Source organism: Streptomyces prunicolor NBRC 13075 (assembly GCF_000367365.1).
Lineage (GTDB): Bacteria > Actinomycetota > Actinomycetes > Streptomycetales > Streptomycetaceae > Streptomyces > Streptomyces prunicolor.
The window spans coordinates 38,470-59,710 of the sequence record NZ_BARF01000005.1 but is presented as its reverse complement, the minus strand read 5'-3'; the positions used below and the strand labels follow the sequence as shown (position 1 = coordinate 59,710).

Here is a 21,241-nt window from a genome sequence, read left to right as displayed (position 1 = left end):
GAAGTCAGGGAGTGGTCGTGCTGCCGGGAGCTTGGCCGTCCAAAATGGCGCGGGCGTTGATGTAACCCTGACGAGAACCCTCTCGGGCCCAGGTTCCTATGTCGTCGGAGTTCGCCAAGTGGTATCTGTCGGCCGCGGACTGCGCGCCGAGGGCGACGTATTCGTTGTTCTGGGCCAGGCCCGCTTGCCAGCGATTTCCCATTTCATTGGCGGCAGCGGCAAGCGCATGCCCTTCGGCGTCCTTGAACACCCTTTCCAGAACCACGCTGGTGACCGTTCCCGCCGCACCGCCGGCAGCCGCACCGACCCAGGGTGTCGCGACGAACGACGTCCCGACGCCGACGACCGTTCCGACGCTGCCGGAGATCCAGTTCTTCCGCTGCGAGATGCTGTAGTCGTAGGCGTCGTCCTGGTCGCCGCCCGGTTTCGCCACCTCCTCCTGCCGCCCGAGGCCCAGCACGCCCGACACTTCACCGGTCCGCTCGGAGATGTACTTGACGGTGGTCTCCTGGTCCTGGGAGAACCGCTGATCCGCCGGAAGATCCGGATCTAGGTGATACGCCATGAGCTTGGACATGTAGGCTTCTTGACCGACTTCGACGGCGGCATATCCCGCGGAGTTCTGGCCGACGGCGAAAAGGAACTTGCTCACGTCCCGATGGTGGACTCCGGAGTCCGTGCCGGCGATCGGATAGAGCTTCTGGATCTGGTCCCAGTCTTCCGAATCCCTGCTCACGTCGGTCGTGGCCCGGTTGATGTCCGGGAGATATTCGGAAGCCATCTGCCCCATGCTGTCCGACATGTAGTCGCGCTCGGTGAGCCGTTCCGGATCGTCACCCACCGAGGAAACGATGGCATTGAAGAGCCTGGCCTGTTCCTTGTCGTGCGCCGGGGTGTCCAGTGTCGGGATTTCACCGGCCGGGTGCCCGGTCGTCGCGGCTTCCAGGGCCGACGCGAGGTTGTTCCGCCCGTCGTCGCTGCCGTCGCCGCTGAAGTCGTTCTCCATCGCGTCCGGCCAGTGGCGTTCTTCGAAAAGGTACTTGAAGTTGGAGACGGCCTCCTTGCGGTCGTCGTCCTTCGGGATGAAGTCGTCGTTGAAGAACTCGGTGGCGGCATCCGGGCTGTTGGAGAGTCCCTTCAGATATCCACTCATCGGGTCCCACCCCGTATCGCCGGCCATCCGGTTGAGATAGGGGTCGAATCCCAGCTGCTGCCAGGCGGTGTGCTTGCCGTCGCCGGTGAACTTCCGCTCCGTGGCCATGAGTCGGTCGCCGTATTCGGTCATGAAGGAGTCGTCGTAGTCGCCCGCGCGCATGAGGTTGCTCATGACCTGGAAGCCCAGGATGTTGCCCCGATGACCGACCCGCTGGTCACCGAGTTCGATCACGTCGCGTTTCCACTGCGTCATCGCGGCCCCATCGCTCTGGCTCGCCGTCGCCAGCGTCAGACTCAGGTTCTTCTGCAACTCACCCAGTTGTTCGCGCCGTTCCCGGGTGAGATCGGGCGCCACCTGCGGATCCGCGACACCGGCCCAGAACTCCAGAGTCTTCTTCGGCCCGAGGTCGGTGGCGAAGCGCTCCGCGAACAGTGGATCGTCGTGATATTCCTTCAGCCCGGCATTCAAACGGTCGAATTCCTGGACCGTGAGCTCGTCCGGGTCCTTCTTCGCCAGCTTCGCCAACTCATCGGCTTCCCGGACCGCGTTCGCCGCGGTGTCACGGTCTTTGTAGTCGGTGTCGGCGAAGCCCGTCGTGGCCTGGTCGGCGATGGCTTTGAGGACGGTCTCGGCGGAGCTGTCGCTTTCGCCGGCCTTCCTGAGGATCTCCTGCACCTCATCGCGCAGTGCCGTGACGTCGCTCTCGTCATGGTCCGGGACGGTGGTGCCCTTCGCCGCCCGGTCAGGATGGATGTTCATGGTGACCGTGAAACGTCCGTCACCGGTGCCCACCACGGTCAGGTTCTTCTTCAGACCGCGATCGATGGCCGCGTTGAGATCTTTCTGATACTGCTTCAGCTCACCGACCGTGTCACTCAGAATGCGGTGGATCGTTCTCGCCTGGGTGTGGGCATCCGTGAACTCACCGGCGGTCTTGCCGATGAACTCCTTCGTGATCTGAGCGTTCATCCCGGCCCAGTTGGCGGTGTTGGCGGCCTGATGCAAGCCGTCCTCCGCCTGTTTCTTCAGGTCCGCGAGATTGCTGACGAGTGTCGACCAGTCGGTGACGGCCTCGTCGACGGCGGAGAAATTGGCGAAGCGCAGGGTATCGAGATCCACAGGTAACGGTCCTCAAACGAGATGCGAGCGATGAGCCGACGGACGTTCCCGTCCCGTCACCCTCCGCCCCCTCCGCCGCCTTCGCCCTTGTCCTGCTTGCTGTAGTCGTTCTTCGCCCCCGGCGCACCGACCCGCTCGTCGAAACCGGCATCCAGGGTGTCGATGCTGCTCATCTGGCGTTGGATGTAGTGCTCGTCGCCGGCATGCACCTTCTTGGTGGTCTGCATATGGTTCGAGATCTGAGCGCAGGCGTCCATGAGCGACTTCAACTGCTCGCCCCAGCGATCGGACACATGCCGCAAACCGCCCCCGAGGGCGAACCCCTGCTGCGACAGATTGCCCGCCGCGGTGTCACTGCTGGGAATGCTGACGCGCGCCCTGTCCCACAGCTGGTTGTACAACTCGTGGGAACCCTTGCCGATCTTGACCAGATCGTCGTGCCCGACCTTCAGATCGCCCGTCTCGCTCGGCGTGACGTACGGCCCGTACGTGCCACCCCCGTCGGGCACGCTGTTCAGTTGCGTACCGACCGGCGTGTGCTTGGCCTTGAGCTGTTCCCACTCGTCCCACGGCATGAGTGAGCGCCTCCCCCGTATCCACATCAGTTGGTATGACGCTAGCAAAGCGCAGGCAAAGCAACTCCGTACTTGTCGGCTTTATGCCGCCTTGACACCCGGTGAAGGTTTCGAGGAGCCACACACCCACGCCAGGGCCGACTCGGGCGGCTGCGCGGGGGAACGCCGAAACGGACCGGTCAGTTGGGCCAGGGGACGATCCCCGCGAAGAGGATCACCGAGAGTACGACCGTGCCGGGTGCGAGAGCGGCGAACAGGCGGCGCCGGGTGACGTTCTCCTCGGTCCGCGGCAGGCCCCAACTGACCAGCAACAGCGCGACGGAGGCCAGAAGCCCCACCTGAAGGAACGTGAAGGCGGTGTCGAACCTCCCGGTGAAGCGCTCCGCCTCCGCTCCGTCGCAGGCGTCGCAGGCCATGGGTGAGAGGCCGCCGATGACGTAGGCGACGAGGGCGGCGGGCAGGGTGACGACCGTCGCCATCAGCGGCCCGACCCATGTACCGCGTACCGAAGTGCCCTGTGTGATCGACATGCGTCCAGCCAACTGCAGGGCGCGGGGCGGCACATGAGCGCTCGTACTCATTCATGTACTCGCCGCACACCGCGGCAACCTCACCTGCACCCCAAGGTCTTGAGCGTCGCCGGGAAGTAGGCCCGCATGAACTTCTCGATGTCCTTGCGGTGGGTCTGGTCCATGAGGCCGATTTGGGGGACTTGGAGGGTGAGGGTGAAGTATTTGCCGCCGTTCGTTTTACAGGGGGTGGTCGAGATGGCTCCATCAGTGCCGACGATCGTCTTGTAGGTGAAGTCGATGGCGTGGGGATCCGTCACGTGCGAGACCGATCCAGCGCCCTGGGCCAGGTACATCAGGTCAGTCGCGTTCGGGTCCCACGAGAACCCGAAGTCAAGGACCGGGTCGGGGCCGGACAACAACACGCAGGGGGCCGTGATCGCTTCGGAACGATCCACACGGTTGAACTCGTGCAAGTCCTCGTCGGATGTCACCAACGGACGACTCACCGAGGGATCGACATGCGTACCACAAATGGCTTTCGGAATCTCGTGGTCGGCCGGGTCGTCGCAGGACACCGCGAAGACCGCGACAGCAAGTGCGGACAGGCCGATGAGAACGGCTCGGATAATTGAGTTCACTTGGGCTGTTCCCCGGACACACCTTTGGCGTTCGTGATCCCGTCACTCGCGGATCGACGAATTTCCTGCCGTGGATTGAAGTAGGAATCGTGGGCGACTTCATGCGTCTTACTCCACTCGTCCGAGAAACCCATGAGCTGGCCGTTCCTTCTGTAGTAGACCTTGACATTGTCTTCGGTCTGCTTGTCGTCGAGCCTCTTCTGTTCGTCCGCCAGCCACTGCTCCGTCACATAGTCAAACCCTGCCTGCACATCACTACTGCCCACAGGGATATAGCTGATCGCCTTGTCAAAGAACGGCTTCGTCTCGAACTCCGCGACCTTGGGATCCCCCGCAGCCTGAACCCGGGCCTCCTCCAGAAATCCAACGGTCCGGCCGGCCCCACTCAGGGAATCGGCCGATTTCGAGTGGTCGTTGTGAATTGCTGCCACCATGGCCTGGTTCATCCCCCCGTTCAACGTGCCGTACGCCCCCTCATCCTTGGACACCTGCTTCGCAACCTCGAAAAGCTGACGCTGGTCCAGGGGAGAATGGGCAACGTCGACCTCACTCATGGCCGCATGCACCGCATCCCCATGATTAACAAGCACGTTGGCCATCGGCTCCCTCAACGACGCCGGAAACTCATCCCCCTTGTCCGCCAAATATGTGAGCGCCGACTTGAACACCGCATCATTGGTCGCCCGATCCCCCACCCGACCCCCATGCGGATGCGCAGGATCGATCCCCGTGGCCCCCGCCTGCAACGCCGCCCCGAATCCCACCCGGTCGTCCCCGTCCAACCGGGGTACGTAATGACCGCCCTTCGACGTCCCCTCGTCGTTCAGGGTGACATTCCAGTCGCGGTCATTCATCAGGTACTTCATATGGGCGTCGGAATGGAGATAGCGCGCTGCCTCCGCCGGGTCACGGCTCATGATGCCGAGCATCCCGTCGACGGGATCGTTGGCGAACCAACCGCCACGCGCCCCGGCGTACGCGCCCTTCACCTGCCAGACTCCGGGGTGTTTCTTCTCCGCCGCGATCATGTCGTCGGTGAGATCCTCGACCACCCCCGGCGCGTACCCGTGCCCCTTCTGCATCAGCGTGACGAGGGACTGGTACCCGACGGCCTTGTCCAGGTGGAGGCCCTGCGCATCCGTGGCGAAGTGCTCCAGACCCGCGTGCCGCATACCCGCACGCCACTTCCGGTACCAGTCCGACTTCGTGTGCTTCGTGGCCGTGGCGAGCGCGTTCGCCAGGCCCGTCTCGATCGCCGAGTACGTACCCGCACCCGCACCACCCTGGACGTGGATGCGGTCGTTCAGTTCGTTCGTGAGCTTGATCGTGCCGGTGGGGCCCAGGTCGTCCAGGACCATCCGCGAGAACCCCTCGTCCTCGCTGTTGTCACGGAACGATCGTTGCAGTTCGGCGAGTTGAGTGCCCGTCAACTCACCGCCCCTGCCCAGCTTCCGCAGGTACCTCTCCGTCTCCTCGGCCTCGTACGCTTCGACGTCACCCATCGCCCTGCCGTTGAACCCCCGCCCGCCGGCCAGCAGTTCGGAGTCGATCACGACCCCCGCCAGCGCGATCCGGACGCCCTCGTCCGCGTCCGTCACATCGTGGACCGCCTTGGTGATCCGGTCCTGCCACGGCTGTACGGCGTGAGGATCACCGGGGGTGTCCGGCTGGCCCGAACCCGGGCTCACCACCCCGGCCTCCGACACCTTCATGCCCGCCCGGACCGCCTCCCACCGCACCGCCACCACCCGGCCCCGCAGCTCCACGAACCGCTCGTGCGCGTCCCGCAGCAACGACGCGATCCCCTTGGCCTCCGTCTGCGCGTACTGGAACTCCTTGAGCGTGACGTCGAAGCGGGCGTTCGCCGCGTCGGCGCTGAGCCCGATCCACGACGTACTCATGGAGATGCCGTGCACATCCCGCCGGTACGCCGCCTCCTGCCTCTCGAACTCGCCCGCCATTCCGTCCCAGCGCTCGGCCGCCGTGGTCAGCGCGGCGAGGTCGGTGGTCATGATCTCGTGATACGTCGGCATGCGCCCAGTTGCCCCAATAACTCCGGTGACTCCGCCAAACCAGCCAACAAACCAGCCACTGCCCTCAGAGCGTGTCCAACGCGGACTGCTCCCGCAGCCTCGACCCCGCCGCCAGATCCGTACTCGTCAGCACCGCGCTCCCACTCCGCAACGCGCCCTTCTCCGCACCCAGCCGGTCCATCAGGTTCCTCACCTGGTCCGCCCACGCCCCGTGCGCCTTCTTCAGAGCCCCCGAAGTGACCCAGCCGTCCCCGTCCTTCGCGGCGAACTCCCGTACAGCGGCACCGTTTTCGTCGTCCACCCAACGCCCCGCCGCACGCGTACCGGGCTCGATGTGATCCTCGATCGCCCGCGCCGCCGCCCGCTTCTCACCCGGCGAGGAGGCAAGATCCTTCCTCGGCGCCGAAACCCCCAACTCGCCCGGCACACCCCCCACATCCGACACCCGCAGCGCGCTCGACCCACTCGACCCACTCGGCCCGCTCCACACGCCCACTGAAGTCCCCTCGCTACACCCGCCGACTCTCCAACGGCCCCAGATACAGCGCCGGCAGACCCCCCGTGTCGATCACGAGCCGCTGCAGCACCACCGTCGGATCCACCATCCAGAACTTCAACCGGTGAACCCCGGCCTTCGTCACGGAGTGTTTCGTCGCCGTCGCGTTGACGTTGTCGGAGGTGTTACGGGCCCACACCGCGTTCAACAGCCCGTCATCTGCACCGACGTTGATGTCGACGGTCTCGATCGGCCCGGCGTCGAGGGAGACGCCGTAGCGCAGACCGCCCGTCGGCAACGCAGGGTTACGAGGGGACAGGTACGCCCACACCGTCACCTCACCCCCGGAAGGCACCGACACCAGACTCACCTCGTACTCCAACCGCGGTGAATTCACCCCACCCGGCGTCTGCCTGGGCAGCGTCACCGGCCACGGCGTCATCCCCGCCCCGGTACGCCCCGTACGACCCGTACGCCCCGCACGCCCGATGCCGTCGATACGACGCCACCCGCCGACCACCCGGTCGTGGTGCTCCGCGTCGATCGCCACGTAACCGCCCGCCTCCACAAACCCCCGCAGCCCCCGCCCCGACGGCACCTCAGCCACACACGAAACGGTGACCGACTCCCCCGCCCCGTACACCGTCAGCGTCCCCCGCGCACCCGAACCACCCCAACTCCCCGGCACCCGAGCCCAGTTCACCCCCACCTCCACCCGAACCTGCCGCTCGACCCGCCCCCGCGGCCGATCCACCACCAACCACGGCACCGACGTCTCGATCCGGTAATCGAAGGCCGTACGCCCCCGGTTGAACACCTCGACGAACTGCTGCGGCCGCGTCTGATACGGACTGAAGGCAGGCAGTACGGCCGCCACCCCAGACGCACCCCCCGGCCACCACACCTCCGCCTCCGCCTCCGCCTCCGCCTCCGCCTCCGACGCACCATCGACCGCCACCCCCAACCGCGCCCCCACCGGCACCCCAATCCGCCGCACCGCCGGGAACAACACATCCGGCAACGCCACGTTGTCCCTCTCCGGCTGCTGCCACCCGGCAATCGGCCCGTACCGCTCCACATCCCCGTAGTCGATGTGCGGCTGCGTCTGGAAACCGGCCCATTTCCCGCCCGCCACCGCCGAGTTGAAACGGTCGGCCAGCGCGAAGTCCCGTGCCAACCCCGCCTCCGCCGCATCCGCGAGGTCGTTCGTCGCGGCCCGGCCCTGCGCCGCGTACAGCAGGTTGGTGAACTCGGCCGACCTCAACCCGTACAGATTGGCGGTGGCCTGCACCTCGTACCCGACGAGTTCGAACCACGCGTCCCGCACCCCGGCCGGCAACCGCTGCCCGATCCGCTCGGCCCGTCGCCCCAGCTCCCGCCATTCCTCCGTGACCCGCTCCAACTCCCGGTGCCCGAAGGCGAACGGCGTCTGCTGATCGTCGTAGACCACCTGGCCGTCCACGAGACTGATCCGCCGGTTCAGCAACTCCGGCTTGCGACGCGCCTGCAACTGCCCGTACGCCGCCAGCACGGAAGCGATCTCCCGCGCCTGCCCCGCCCCGAAGTTCTGCCGCGCGTAACGGAGTTCCCATCGCGGTAGCTCATCGGCGTCCCAACCCTCCGGATTCCAGGCGTAGTTGAGGAAGAACTCGGTCGGCAGTTCGTTCCCCTTCAGGTCGCCCACGTTCGCGACCCACAACCCCCGATTCCCGTACGCGTACGCCGCGTGCAGCTGCTCCCACACGTTCCGCAGGTTCGCCGTGTCCACCCACTTGTAGTTCCGCCCGGCGCCCACGTAGTCGAAGTGGTAGTACAGGCCGTAGCCCCCAGCCCGCTCACCATCCCCCGCATCGGGATGCTTGCGAACGTTCCCCCAGTTGTCATCGGTCAGCACGACCGTCACGTCGTCCGGCGCCCTCAACCCCCGGTCCCAGTACCGCTGCACCTCCTTGTACAACGTCCACACCTGCGGAGTCTCCGCCGCCGGCCGCCCCGTCACCTCCTCGATGATCTGCCGCTGCGCCGCGATGATCTCCCGCATCAGTTCGATGCCGTCGCCGTCCGGAAGGCTCGTGTCGCCGTTCCCGCGCATGCCGAGCGTGACGACACCCTCGAAGCCCTGGTCGACCATCCGCTGCACACCGGCCCGCCAATAGGCGCGTATCGCCGGGGAGTTGAGCCGGTACGACCACTCCCCCGTCCCGCCGTACGGATCACGCCCCGGCGTCACGATCACACCCGAAGAGTCCCGAACGGCGGCCACGGCATGCCGGTTCCACTCCTCGATCCCCCGCATCATCGGCGCCTCGTGCGACGTGCCCATGACAACCCCGTACTCCGAGGCCCGCCAATGGTTCTCCGGGTCGTCCTCCGCGAAGGCCCGCCCCCACACCGCCGGCCAGAGGTAGTTCCCCTTCAGCCGCAGCAGCACCTCGAAGACCCGGCCGTAGAAGTCCGCGTTGAAGCCGCCCGGATACCCCGGCGCCTTACCCGGCCCGAAGTACTCCGGCGCCCACGTCCCGAGCGCCGGGTTCTCGTCGTTGATGAAGAAGCCGCGGTATTTCACGACCGGCGTTCCCTGCGAGTACCGCCCCGGCAGCACCCACACCTCGCCCCGCCGCGTCGGCGGCACATCGTCCCACCAGTGCCAGGGCGAGACCCCGATGCCGTACGACACGTCGTACGCACCGAAGATCGTGCCGCGCGGGTCGCTCCCCGCGACGACGAACGCCCGCTCCACCCCCGGCATCGGCCGCTCGACCACCGTTTGCAGCGAGGTCTCCCAACGCCCCCGCACCCCGGACACGTCCAGCTTCCCGGCGGCCACCAACCCGTCGATCAGCGCGCTGCGCCCGATCGTCCCGACCAGCACCACCTCACGCGCGAGCGCGCTCCCAGGACGTACGCCGGTGACGCGTTCGATGTCGTCCCTCAAGTCCCCTGCCACCCGTACGACTCCGGGGTGATCGTCAGGGTCCACCACGACCGGTGCGCCGACGAGGGGGAACGCACCCGTCGTACGCGAGAAGGAGATGTACGCACCGGCATCAACGGGCCGCGGGGCCCTCGACGCCAGCACCGGCACCGCGGCAACTCCCGCCCCCAGAACGGCCCTTCGACTGACGGACGCAGACATGGCACACCCCTCCACACCTAATTTGGTCAGCGGCATGACAAATGGTGGGGCGAGTGGAGGGAGGGGACAACGGGTCGTACCCGCCGAATAGTTTCGTAACAGCCGACCGGGAGCAGCGGGAACGACAAAGGGGCCCGTACGACCGAAGTCGTACGGGCCCCTTCGAGACCTACCAGTCAGAGACCGGTCGGATCAGCCAAGACAAGCAGCCAAGACTACTTGTTGATCTTGGTGACCTGGCCGGCGCCCACCGTGCGACCACCCTCGCGGATGGCGAACTTCAGGCCCTCTTCCATGGCGACGGGCTGGATGAGCGAAACCGTCATCTCAGTGTTGTCGCCCGGCATGACCATCTCGGTGCCCTCGGGGAGGGTCACGACGCCGGTCACGTCCGTGGTGCGGAAGTAGAACTGGGGACGGTAGTTGTTGAAGAACGGCGTGTGACGGCCACCCTCGTCCTTGGACAGGATGTACGCCTGGGCCTCGAACTCCGTGTGCGGGGTGACCGAGCCGGGCTTGATGATGACCTGGCCGCGCTCGACGTCCTCGCGCTTGATGCCACGGAGGAGCAGGCCGACGTTCTCGCCCGCCTGACCCTCGTCGAGCAGCTTGCGGAACATCTCGATGCCGGTGACCGTGGTGGTGGTCTTCTCCTGCTTGATGCCGATGATGTCAACGGTCTCGTTGACCTTCAGGACACCACGCTCGATACGGCCGGTGACGACCGTACCGCGACCGGTGATCGTGAAGACGTCCTCGACGGGCATGAGGAACGGCTTCTCGGTGTCACGCGGCGGGGTCGGGATCGCCTCGTCGACGGCGGCCATCAGGTCGAGGACCGTCTGGCCCCACTCCTTGTCGCCCTCGAGCGCCTTGAGCGCCGAGACCTTGACGACCGGCAGGTCGTCGCCCGGGAACTCGTACTCGGAGAGGAGCTCACGGACCTCGAGCTCGACGAGCTCCAGGATCTCCTCGTCGTCCACCATGTCGGCCTTGTTCAGGGCGACGACGATGTACGGAACGCCGACCTGGCGGGCCAGGAGCACGTGCTCCTTGGTCTGCGGCATCGGGCCGTCGGTGGCCGCGACCACGAGGATCGCGCCGTCCATCTGCGCGGCACCCGTGATCATGTTCTTGATGTAGTCCGCGTGACCGGGGCAGTCGACGTGGGCGTAGTGACGCGTCTCGGTCTGGTACTCGACGTGCGCGATCGAGATCGTGATACCGCGCTGGCGCTCCTCAGGAGCCTTGTCGATCTGGTCGAAGGCCGAGGCCTCGTTCAGGTCCGGGTACGCGTCGTGCAGCACCTTGGTAATGGCGGCCGTGAGGGTCGTCTTACCGTGGTCGATGTGACCGATGGTGCCGATGTTGACGTGCGGCTTAGTCCGCTCGAACTTTGCCTTCGCCACTGGGGTCCTCCTGCGGAGTGGTTCTGGTACGCCTTACTCATCGGCGCCAGGTGATCTTTGCTGGGATGCCGCCCGCCGAGGTCTGCCCTCCCGGGTGAACCCCGGCGGTCGGTGTCAAGCCTAAAGCGTGCAAACGGTGTGTGTTACTCGCCCTTGGCCTTCGCGATGATCTCCTCGGCGACGTTCCGGGGAACCTCGGCGTAGGAGTCGAACTGCATCGAGTAGCTTGCGCGACCCGAGGTCTTGCTGCGGAGGTCGCCGACGTAGCCGAACATCTCCGAGAGGGGCACGAGGCCCTTCACGACGCGCGCACCGGCACGCTCCTCCATGGCCTGGATCTGGCCACGGCGGGAGTTGATGTCGCCGATGACCTCACCCATGTAGTCCTCGGGCGTGGTGACCTCGACGGCCATCATCGGCTCAAGGAGCACGGGGGACGCCTTGCGCGCGGCCTCCTTGAAGGCCTGCGATCCGGCGATCTTGAAGGCGAGCTCGGACGAGTCGACCTCGTGGTAGGCACCGTCGAGCAGCGTGATGCGGACACCCGTCATCTCGTACCCGGCGAGGATGCCGAACTGCATGGCCTCCTGCGCACCGGCGTCCACCGACGGGATGTACTCCCGCGGGATACGGCCACCGGTGACCTTGTTCACGAACTCGTACGCCGGGCCGTCCGACTCGGTGATCGGCTCGATCGCGATCTGCACCTTGGCGAACTGACCGGTACCACCGGTCTGCTTCTTGTGGGTGTAGTCCACGCGCTCGACGGCCTTACGGATCGTCTCACGGTACGCGACCTGCGGCTTGCCGACGTTGGCCTCGACCTTGAACTCGCGCTTCATACGGTCGACCAGCACCTCGAGGTGCAGCTCGCCCATACCGCCGAGGATGGTCTGGCCCGTCTCCTCGTCCGAGTGAACGTGGAAGGAGGGGTCCTCCTCCGCGAGACGCTGGATGGCAATACCCAGCTTCTCCTGGTCACCCTTGGACTTGGGCTCGATGGCGACCTGGATGACCGGCGCCGGGAAGTCCATGGACTCCAGGATCACCGGGTTCTTGTCGTCGCACAGCGTCTCACCGGTGGTGGTCTGCTTCAGGCCCATGACGGCGACGATGTCGCCGGCGCCCACCGCCTCGATCTCCTCACGCTTGTTCGCGTGCATGCGGTAGATCTTGCCGATGCGCTCCTTCTTGCCCTTGACGGAGTTCAGCACCGCGGTGCCAGTCTCCAGGCGGCCCGAGTAGACCCGGACGAAGGTGAGCTTGCCCAGGTGCGGGTCGCTCATGATCTTGAACGCGAGCGCGGACAGCGGCTCGTCCACGGACGGCTTGCGCTTGACGACGACCTCGGGGTCCTTGACGTCGTGGCCTTCGATGGCCTCGACGTCCAGGGGGGTCGGCAGGTAGCGCACGACCGCGTCGAGCAAGGGCTGGACGCCCTTGTTCTTGAACGCGGTGCCACAGAACACCGGGGTGACGGTGATGCCGTTGGACTTGCCGGTCTCGATGGTGACGCGACGGATCGCGGCGTACAGCTGCTCCTCGGTGGGCTCGATGCCCTCCAGGAACAGCTCCATGATGTCGTCGTCGTTCTCCGCGACGGCCTCGACCAGCTTGCCGCGGTACTCCTCGGCGGCCTCGGCGTGCGTGGCCGGGATGTCGACGACGTCGTACATCTCGCCCTTCGCCGCCTCGGCGGACCACACGAGCGCCTTCATGCGGACCAGGTCCACAACGCCCTTGAAGTCCATCTCGGCGCCGATCGGAAGCTGCATGATCAGCGGTACCGCACCGAGGCGGTCCTTGATCATGTCGACGCAGCGGTGGAACTCCGCGCCGGTCCGGTCGAGCTTGTTCACGAAGCAGATGCGGGGCACGCCGTAACGGTCGGCCTGACGCCACACCGTCTCGGACTGCGGCTCGACACCGGCGACACCGTCGAACACCGTGACGGCACCGTCGAGGACGCGCAGCGAACGCTCCACCTCGACGGTGAAGTCGACGTGCCCCGGGGTGTCGATGATGTTGATGGTGTAGTCGTCGTCCTCAAGCGGCCAGTGACAGGTGGTGGCAGCAGAGGTGATCGTGATGCCACGCTCCTGCTCCTGCTCCATCCAGTCCATGGTGGCGGCGCCGTCGTGGACTTCACCGATCTTGTAGCTGACGCCGGTGTAGAAGAGGATCCGCTCAGTGGTGGTCGTCTTGCCCGCGTCGATGTGAGCCATGATCCCGATGTTGCGGACCCTGGCCAGGTCAAGTGAAGTGGTAGCCATAAGGCTTCGGTCTTCTCTCGGTCTCGTCGTGGGTAGCGACTACCAGCGGTAGTGCGCGAAGGCCTTGTTGGACTCGGCCATCTTGTGGGTGTCCTCGCGCTTCTTGACGGCCGCACCGAGGCCGTTCGAAGCGTCCAGAAGCTCGTTGAGCAGACGCTCGGTCATGGTCTTCTCGCGACGGGCGCGGGAGTAACCGACCAGCCAGCGCAGCGCGAGCGTGTTGGCGCGACCGGGCTTGACCTCGATCGGAACCTGGTACGTCGCACCGCCGACTCGGCGGGACTTGACCTCAAGCGTGGGCTTGATGTTCTCCAGCGCGCGCTTCAGCGTGATGACCGGGTCGTTGCTGGTCTTCTCGCGCAGGCCCTCCATGGCGCCGTACACGATGCGCTCGGCGGTGGAGCGCTTGCCGTTCAGCAGCACCTTGTTGATCAGGGAGGTGACAAGAGGAGAACCGTAGACCGGGTCGATGATGACCGGGCGCTTCGGGGCGGGGCCCTTACGAGGCATTTTCTACTTCTCCTTCTTGGCGCCGTAGCGGCTGCGGGCCTGCTTGCGGTTCTTGACACCCTGGGTGTCGAGCGAACCGCGGATGATCTTGTAGCGAACACCGGGCAGGTCCTTCACACGACCGCCACGCACGAGCACGATGGAGTGCTCCTGCAGGTTGTGTCCCTCACCCGGAATGTAAGCGGTGACTTCGATCCCGCTGGTCAGACGCACACGCGCGACCTTACGCAGGGCCGAGTTCGGCTTCTTCGGGGTGGTCGTGAACACACGCGTGCAGACGCCACGACGCTGGGGCGAACCCTCGAGTGCGGGCGTCTTGTTCTTCTCGACCTTGTCCTGCCGGCCCTTCCGGACCAGCTGCTGGATCGTAGGCACTACTTCTCCGGTTTCTGTGTGCCGATGGTGAAGCTAACCTGGAACATCGCCGACCCACGCGGTCGGGTGTGTCGGATCGCGCAGACTTTCGCCGGTAAGCAAAAGGGGCGCAGATCGCGGTGGCCGGTGTCGACTCCCTTAGTGCGGTTCAAGGCACGCACGAGAGCCAGGGCACACCCCAGGCACAAGGTCTGAGCGTACCTACCTCATTCGCTGCGGTCAAAACAAATGGATGCCACCCACGGCTCGACACGCAAGATGCCGAAGCCACGCCCCGTCCGCGATCTTCGAATCTACGGCGGGGAGGGGTGGGTCTGGAGGGGCGGGGTGGGGGGGATTCCCACGGGGCGGGGCTCCCGGATCCGCGGGGCGGAGGACTCGGAGCTGCGACACGAGGTCCTCAGATCCACGGCACGGGGCCTTCAGCCGTACGACGCGGAGCACTCGGATCCAGTGCGCGGGGCCGTCGGGTCCACAGCGCGGAGCACTCGGATCCCTGCGGCGCGAGGTCCTCGGCTCTGCAACGCGGAGGACTCGGGCCTACGGCACGGAGCAGGCAGGTCTACGGCACGGAGCCCTCAGGCCCACGGCACAGAGGAGGCAGGCCTACGGCACGGAGGTCTCACTTCCGCATCGCGGAGCCCCCGGAGCTGCGACACGCGCTCCTCGGCCTCACAGCGCGAGGCACTCGGATCTGCGATGCGGGGCCCTCAGACCGAACCCTCAGACCCGGCCCTCAGACTGAGCCCTCGGGCAGCGCCCTCAGCTGGAACCCTCGAACGGCGCCCTCAACTGGAGCCCTCGGCCGGCACCCTCGGACGAGGGCCTCGCCCGGGACCTCGCCCGGAGCCCCCGGTCACCCTCAGCGGGAGGCGTCACGTCGAGCTCGCCGTCGCCGCGATCATCAGGAGCAGCATCAGTGCCCAGCCCGTCACCGCGAGCCAGCCGAAGATCAGGCCGGTCAGGGCGAGGCCGTCGCCGCCCTCGTCGGTTCGCTGTATCTCGGCGCGGGCGGTGTGGCCGAGGATCACCGCGGGGATGCCGGTGAGGCCCAGCGTCGGCACGATGAGGAGGCCGCAGACCAGCGAGCCGACCGCCTTGCCGTTGGTCGGTGGCACCCGGGGCGGCAGGAACGTCGGCGGCACCGGCCGGAAACCCGGCGGCGGCCCCTGGAGGACGGGCGCCACCTGTGGGCCCTGGGGCAGATCGGCGACCAGCAGCATCAACTCGCCCACCGTACGGGCGCCGTAGGCCCGGGCGACCCGCTTCTCCAGCTCGTCCTCGCGCAGCCGGCCCTCGGCGAAACCGGCCCGGAGCACGTCCACCGCGCGCTCCCGGTCCGCGGTCGCGGCCAGCATCGACGCCCCGGCCTGGGCCGGCGACGGCTGGTGCGGTCCTGGCCACTGCCCCTGCCACGGTGTCGGGTACGACACGGAACACCTCCCCCGGCGCCGGAGACCGAATGCCTCCATGATGCTCCAACGCACCGAAAACGGCACGGGTTCCCCCCACAACGACGGAGGACGGCCATTCGGCCACGATGGCCGGTTGTCGCTCGTTTCCCGCACGTCCCCTTCAAGTAGGTTGACTGGTTGCGAAGCCAATGACATCGGCGCAGGTGAACACGGGGGCAGCGGGATGGTCGGGGGCCAGACGCACGCGTGGGACGACGACGGTTTCGACGATCGGGTGCCATTCCTCGCCCGGCTGGAGAAAGACGACCGGATCGGTCTCCTCGCCGTCGGCCGGCCGCTGCGCTATCAGGCGAGAAACGTCATCCTGCGCCAGGATGAACCGTCCGCCCACGTCCTGCTGATCCTGCACGGCTGGACCAAGGTCACGGCGATCGCCGCCAACGGATACGAGGCCCTCCTTGCCCTGCGCGGACCGGGTGACATCGTCGGCGAAGGCGCGGCCCTCAGCCGACGCCAGCGCTCGGCGACCGTCACCGCCCTGGAACCGATCGAGGCCGTGGTCATCGAGCAGAGTCGTTTCACCAACTTCCTCGCCGACCATCCCCGGGTGGCACTTCATCTGCTCGGCCTCGCCACCGACCGGCAACGGTCGACCGATCGCCGCAGACTCGAATGGGCGGCCCTCACCGTGCGTGAGCGGCTGGCCGTCCTTCTGCTCGAACTCGTCCGTACCCACGGCCACCGCACCGACGAGGGCATAGAACTTACCATCGGCCTCAGCCAGCAGGAGTTCGCCGGCTCGGTCGGCTCGTCCCGTGAGGCCGTGGCCCGGCTGCTCAGGGAGTTGCGTACCCGAAAGGTCGTCACCACCGAGCGCCGTCGCATCGTCGTCCTCCGCCCCGACGTGCTGCGCCGTATCGTCGGCGGCCACCCCACCTGACCGTACGACCGCACAAGGTCAGGTGGCCGTCTGTGCACACGGTCACAGTTCCTCCGTGTCATCGGTCCTCTGCCGCGCGTCCCGGACCCGCCATCGTGCTGGGCAACCGTCCGACTCGCGAGAGGCGACCATGACCGACCCCGTGTACCGAACGATCCTTCTCTTCGACATCGAACAATTCGGCAAACGCGACAACGTGGAGCAGGCATACCTGCGCCGAGTTCTCTACGACGTCGTCGACGCCACACTCCTCGCGGCCGACGTCGACGAGACGTCCCGGCTGCGCGCGGACCGCGGCGACTCCGTGATGGAACTCATCGACACCGGGGTCTCCGTGCCGACACTGACAAAGACCCTCCTGACGGAGACCCCGGCGCTTCTGCACAGCAAGAACCGGCTGATCGCCGACAGCACGCGGATGCGGCTGCGCATCGTGCTCTCCGCCGGCTACGTCGCCATCGACGAGCTCGGCGGCTGGGTCGGCCGGGACCTCAACCACGCGGTGCGGCTGCTGAACTCCGATCCGCTGCGCGACGCGCTGAAGGACCGCGGCGAGGACTGCGTCCTGTGCACGTCCGACGGCGTCTACGACGGGGTCGTACGCAATGGCCCACTGGGTGTCCGCCCGGAGGACTTCCACCGGATCACGGTGGAGACGAAGGAAGGGCCGACGGTGGCTTGGGTCCACGGGACGCCTCGCGCGCCCGGCTCCTCCACAGGCGCCTCCGCGCTCCCGGACGCGGCCGGTGGACTCCCGCCCGCCCAGCACAACGAGGTCCACGTCGGACGCGACCACTACGGCCCCAGCGGCGGCACGACCCAAGGCGATCTCAACTTCACGTTCGGCCGGTCGGAAGGCGGCGAGCGCACATGAGCCAGGACGAGGCGTCGGCGGGCACCGCGGCACCTGCCGGCGGAGCACCCGCGGACGGCGAGCAGAAGAAGCAGGACGAGACGGCCGACGCTCAGGAACAGCAGCGGCAGGAGGCCTGGGCCGCCCGCCGGGCCCTGATCGCCCACGGCCCCGAGTTCGTCACCCCGCTTGCCCGGACCGCCACGGACATCGCCCGCGACCAGTACGGTCCCACCGGTGGCCTGGTGAAGGGCAACGTGAACTATAACTTCGGCCTCCCGTACCAGCGTTCCGAGCACCTCTCCGGAGAGGTGCGCACGGACGAGGCCGACGAACTGGCGCAGGTCTTCCACGGCTGCCCGAGCTTCGACGAGGCGCTGGCCCGGCTAAAGCGCGGCGACCGGGTCGTCGTCCTGTCCGGCGGCCGGGGCACCGGCCGCCGCTCGGCCGCGCTGATGCTGCTCCGCGCCCTCGGCATCGCGCCCATGCGCATCCTCGACCCGCCCGGCTCTCTCACGGCCCTGCCCGAGCAGTTGGACGGGGCGGCCGGTTACCTGCTGCTCAACCTGACCACCAGCCGAAGCCATCCCCTGCGCGAGCCGCACCTGCTGGGCCTGCGCGAGCGCCTGGAACACGCCGACGGCCACCTGGTGATAACGGTCGAGCCGTCGGCGGCCCTGGAGGACGTACCGTACGTCCGCTGGGAGCCGCCGGTGGCCGAGGACATGCTGCGCTCCCACGTGACCCCACGCACCGGTGAGGAGGCGTGGGCCGGGCTGTGCGGGCTGGCCCCGGTGAAGGAATTCCTCGCCCGGCACCAACAGCCGGGCGAGATCGAGCAGTTCGCGGAGCAGCTCGTCGCCCTCCACCGCGGGGAGACCAACGAGGAGACGCTCGCCGCCTACGGCAAGGCGGCCGTGGCGGCCCAGGTCTCCGCCTGGCTCACCGACAGCGAGCGGCACCTGCGCGAGAAGGCCTTCCTCATCTCGCTCGCCGTCTTCGACAAAGCCCCATACGCGGTCGCTGCCGAGTGCGCCGACACGCTCTACACAGAGCTGCAGCGCACGGCCAACCCCCGCGAGCCGGCCGTCATCCCGGTCTTCGGCAGCTCCCGCGAACAGCGGCTCGGCCTGGCCCAGGCCCGGGGCTACGTCGGCACCGAGGTCACCGAGTGGGGTCCTCTCATCGGCAGGTACTTCGCCCAGTTCCGGGAGGAGGACACGGCCCGGGTCCTCCTGGAACAGGTGTGGAACCTCCATCCGTCCGCACGCCCGGCCCTTGTCGAGTGGATCCAGGATCTCGCGGACGACGGCCGTCCCCTGGTACGGACCCGGGCGGCCTCGGCGACCGCTCTGCTCGCACAGGCCGATCTGTCGTCGGCCATGGCGCTCCTCATCGAGCCGTGGGCGGACGACGACCACTTCGGCTCATGGCTGACGGCGGCCAACGCACTGACCATGGCCCAGCTGCTGTCGGTGCCCACCGTCCTCAAGATCCTCCACGACTGGTGCACCGAGGACTACGGCGAGCTCGAAGGCCGCCGCTGGACCGCCATCCGCGCGTACGGCCTGCTGGGCCCGGTGCACTACGAACGCGCCCTGGACGCCCTGCTGGACGCCATCCACCGACCGCGCCCCCACGACGATCCGGAGGACACCGAGGAGGAAGCCGCGGAGTACGCGAAGGAAGAGACCCACCAGTTCGCCGACGCACTCGAACTCCTGCTCCTCGCAGTACGGGATCCCGTACTGAGCGCCCTCGCCGAGCGCCTCGCCGACGACCGCGCGCTGCGTGCACACGCGCTGCTCGCCTTCCTCCAGGCCTGCAAACAGTCCGACGAGCACACCGGCCGCCCCATCGTCCTCGACTGGTACGCGGAGGCCGCCGCGGCCGTCGACGACACCATCGCCCGGCACCTGGTCGGGTTCTTCGAGGCGGCGCTGACCGATCGCGCGAGCACGTCCGAAGCCCTGCGCATTCTGCGCGGCTGGGTGCTCACGGCCGGCGCCGACCCGGCGTCCGAGGCGGCCCTCACCTCGCTGCTGCCCGCCCTCGCCGCCCAGCCGACCAACCGTCGGCGCATCAGCCATCTGCTGCGCACGGTCCGCGACGCCACGAAGCACGCCTCGCCGGTGGCGGAGCGGCTGCTGGCGCGTATCACCACCCGCTGATCCCCAGACCTGGAGAGCCGAAACACATCAAGGAGGTCGACCATGGAACACCCCGACCCACAGCCCGCGCACGCCGAGCGGCCTGAGGACGCCGCGCAGGACGAACGGCTCGACTGGTTCCTTCAGCGGCCCGAGCCCTCCATGCCGGGTCACGACGACGCGGACCCCGTCCGGACCGTCTGGCAGCTCCCCCGCTTCCGCCTCGGCAACCGACGCTTCACGGGACGTGTCGATCACGCGCTGGTCCTCGTCACCCGGAAGGGGTCGTACCGGGCGTTCCTGCCTCCCGAGCGGCCCACCTCCGTACGAGGCTGCGTGGCCCTGTACGAGGTGAACACGGACACCCACACCTTCCGGCTGAACGTGCCCCTGCCCAGTCGGGACGACGCCTCCGAGTTCGAGGCCACCGCCGACATCACCTGGCGCGTCATACGGCCGGACCTGTTCGTCGCGAGCCAGGAGCGCGATGTGCCCGGCCTCGTCAGCCGCCGCCTCCTGCCCGTCTTCCGCGCGGCGAGCCGGAGCCACCCCATCGAGGACAGCCCCGCCGCCGAGGAGGCCGTACGCAGCGCGGTGGAGGCTGCCTCACCCGTCGGCGCGACCGCGGGTCTGGAGGTCACCTGTTTCGTACGGCTACGGCGCGACGCCACCGAACGCTCGCACCAGGCCCGCCTGCGGACCGCCCGACACGACTGGGAAGCCGCCGAGCCGGAACACCGGGCCGCCACGCTCCGCGCCCGGTTCGAGACGGCACGGCTGGCCGAGAAGATCGAGTTCTACGACGCTCAACTGGCCAGGAGCCGAACGGCCGCCCTCGCCCTGCACCTGGCCGCACACCCCGAGGACACCCAGGTGGTCATGGAACACCTCCGCACCGAAGAGGCGGAACTGGTCAAGAACCAACTGCACTTGATCGACCAGGCGCTGGACGGCAAACGGCTGGAGGACTACCAACTCGCAGAGCCCCACCAGCTCATCGCCGAACGCATGGCGGCCATCCTGCACGCGAAGGAGACTCCCCCGGCAGCCGAACCTCCGCCGTCCTACGGCGAGTTGCCGCGCAAAGATAGCCCGGAGTCCGGCACATGAGCACGGAACCGGTCGGCCGGTGGCCGGCCCCCGGCCCGCAACTGCTCGCCGACCTCCGCAGCGAGATCGCCCGCGCCGACGCCAAAGCCTCGATCCTGGTGGCCATGCTCGGCATCACGACGGGTGTGCTGAGCGCGGTGCTGATCGACCGCCGCTGGAGCCCCACCCTGCTTCCGGCTCCGGCCGCCCTCCTGTGGTGGGCCGGAGCGGCGCTGCTGGTCACCTCGCTGTTCGCCCTACTGCTCGCCGTGTTGCCGCGCTACCGCCGGAGCCGCTGGGCTCCCGGCCTGCCGCTCACGTACTTCGGTGACATACGGCGCGCCGTCAGCACCGACCGACTCGCCACGGCCCTCGCGGACACGGAACGCGCCCCCGCCCAGGCGTTGTGCGCCGCCCTCGCCGAGACCAGCCGCATCACCGTCCGCAAGCACTTCTGGATCCGCACCGGCCTGATCGCCTTCGGCGGCGCGGCACTACTGCTCCCCGGATCACTGCTCGTGGCCTGAACCGCTCCACCCGTCGCACCTCGTCCCCACCCGGA

17 protein-coding genes are annotated in these 21,241 nt (G+C 67.5%); 5 read left to right on the top strand and 12 right to left on the bottom strand.

Annotated elements, in window-relative coordinates; all coding sequences use genetic code 11:
- Positions 1–4: 4 nt before the first annotated feature.
- The 12 genes from SPR02S_RS03270 to SPR02S_RS03215 all read right to left on the bottom strand — a co-directional run bounded on the left by SPR02S_RS03270 (position 5) and on the right by SPR02S_RS03215 (position 15,665).
- Positions 5–2,275 (bottom strand): hypothetical protein, encoded by a 2,271-nt coding sequence (locus tag SPR02S_RS03270; protein ID WP_019055500.1) that lies wholly within the window; start codon positions 2,273–2,275, stop codon positions 5–7.
- 56 nt (positions 2,276–2,331) lie between these two features.
- Positions 2,332–2,850: a hypothetical protein gene (locus SPR02S_RS03265; RefSeq protein WP_019055499.1), complete on the bottom strand. Its 519-nt coding sequence runs from the start codon at positions 2,848–2,850 to the stop codon at positions 2,332–2,334.
- A gap of 179 nt (positions 2,851–3,029) precedes the next feature.
- Positions 3,030–3,380: a hypothetical protein gene (locus SPR02S_RS03260; RefSeq protein ID WP_019055498.1), complete on the bottom strand. Its 351-nt coding sequence runs from the start codon at positions 3,378–3,380 to the stop codon at positions 3,030–3,032.
- Between the two features lie 80 nt (positions 3,381–3,460).
- The gene (locus tag SPR02S_RS03255; protein ID WP_019055497.1) at positions 3,461–4,000 is read right to left on the bottom strand and encodes a hypothetical protein; all 540 of its coding nucleotides are present in this window, start codon (positions 3,998–4,000) and stop codon (positions 3,461–3,463) included.
- A complete protein-coding gene (locus SPR02S_RS03250) occupies positions 3,997–6,033 on the bottom strand; it encodes a WXG100 family type VII secretion target (RefSeq protein WP_019055496.1) in 2,037 nt (678 codons plus the stop codon). The genes SPR02S_RS03255 and SPR02S_RS03250 overlap by 4 nt, the downstream gene beginning before the upstream one ends.
- A 64-nt stretch (positions 6,034–6,097) precedes the next feature.
- Positions 6,098–6,469 carry a hypothetical protein gene (locus SPR02S_RS03245; RefSeq protein WP_245607485.1) on the bottom strand — a complete coding sequence of 124 codons (372 nt, stop codon included), beginning with the start codon at positions 6,467–6,469 and terminating at the stop codon, positions 6,098–6,100.
- A 73-nt stretch (positions 6,470–6,542) separates the two neighbouring features.
- A complete protein-coding gene (locus tag SPR02S_RS03240) occupies positions 6,543–9,665 on the bottom strand; it encodes a glycosyl hydrolase 115 family protein (RefSeq protein WP_026150160.1) in 3,123 nt (1,040 codons plus the stop codon).
- A gap of 215 nt (positions 9,666–9,880) precedes the next feature.
- On the bottom strand, positions 9,881–11,074 hold the full coding sequence (gene tuf / locus SPR02S_RS03235; protein ID WP_019055493.1) for an elongation factor Tu: 1,194 nt from the start codon (positions 11,072–11,074) through the stop codon (positions 9,881–9,883).
- A 143-nt stretch (positions 11,075–11,217) separates the two neighbouring features.
- On the bottom strand, positions 11,218–13,347 hold the full coding sequence (gene fusA / locus SPR02S_RS03230) for an elongation factor G (RefSeq protein ID WP_019055492.1): 2,130 nt from the start codon (positions 13,345–13,347) through the stop codon (positions 11,218–11,220).
- Between the two features lie 39 nt (positions 13,348–13,386).
- Positions 13,387–13,857: a 30S ribosomal protein S7 gene (rpsG, locus tag SPR02S_RS03225; RefSeq protein WP_005481264.1), complete on the bottom strand. Its 471-nt coding sequence runs from the start codon at positions 13,855–13,857 to the stop codon at positions 13,387–13,389.
- A gap of 3 nt (positions 13,858–13,860) precedes the next feature.
- The gene (rpsL, locus tag SPR02S_RS03220) at positions 13,861–14,232 is read right to left on the bottom strand and encodes a 30S ribosomal protein S12 (RefSeq protein WP_003948652.1); all 372 of its coding nucleotides are present in this window, start codon (positions 14,230–14,232) and stop codon (positions 13,861–13,863) included.
- Between the two features lie 875 nt (positions 14,233–15,107).
- Complete coding sequence (locus SPR02S_RS03215; RefSeq protein ID WP_019055491.1) at positions 15,108–15,665, bottom strand: DUF1707 and DUF4190 domain-containing protein; 558 nt, start codon at positions 15,663–15,665, stop codon at positions 15,108–15,110.
- Between the two features lie 205 nt (positions 15,666–15,870).
- On the opposite strand from SPR02S_RS03215, the gene SPR02S_RS03210 reads away from it, so the two are divergent.
- The 5 genes from SPR02S_RS03210 (at position 15,871) to SPR02S_RS03190 (ending at position 21,206) form a co-directional block, all read left to right on the top strand.
- Positions 15,871–16,587 carry a Crp/Fnr family transcriptional regulator gene (locus SPR02S_RS03210; protein WP_019055490.1) on the top strand — a complete coding sequence of 239 codons (717 nt, stop codon included), beginning with the start codon at positions 15,871–15,873 and terminating at the stop codon, positions 16,585–16,587.
- Between the two features lie 130 nt (positions 16,588–16,717).
- Complete coding sequence (locus SPR02S_RS03205) at positions 16,718–17,461, top strand: hypothetical protein (protein WP_019055489.1); 744 nt, start codon at positions 16,718–16,720, stop codon at positions 17,459–17,461.
- Complete coding sequence (locus SPR02S_RS03200) at positions 17,458–19,611, top strand: hypothetical protein (protein WP_019055488.1); 2,154 nt, start codon at positions 17,458–17,460, stop codon at positions 19,609–19,611. Before SPR02S_RS03205 ends, SPR02S_RS03200 begins: the two co-directional genes overlap by 4 nt.
- Before the next feature lie 42 nt (positions 19,612–19,653).
- Positions 19,654–20,700: a hypothetical protein gene (locus SPR02S_RS03195; RefSeq protein ID WP_019055487.1), complete on the top strand. Its 1,047-nt coding sequence runs from the start codon at positions 19,654–19,656 to the stop codon at positions 20,698–20,700.
- Positions 20,697–21,206 carry a Pycsar system effector family protein gene (locus tag SPR02S_RS03190; RefSeq protein ID WP_019055486.1) on the top strand — a complete coding sequence of 170 codons (510 nt, stop codon included), beginning with the start codon at positions 20,697–20,699 and terminating at the stop codon, positions 21,204–21,206. Before SPR02S_RS03195 ends, SPR02S_RS03190 begins: the two co-directional genes overlap by 4 nt.
- Positions 21,207–21,241: the final 35 nt, after the last annotated feature.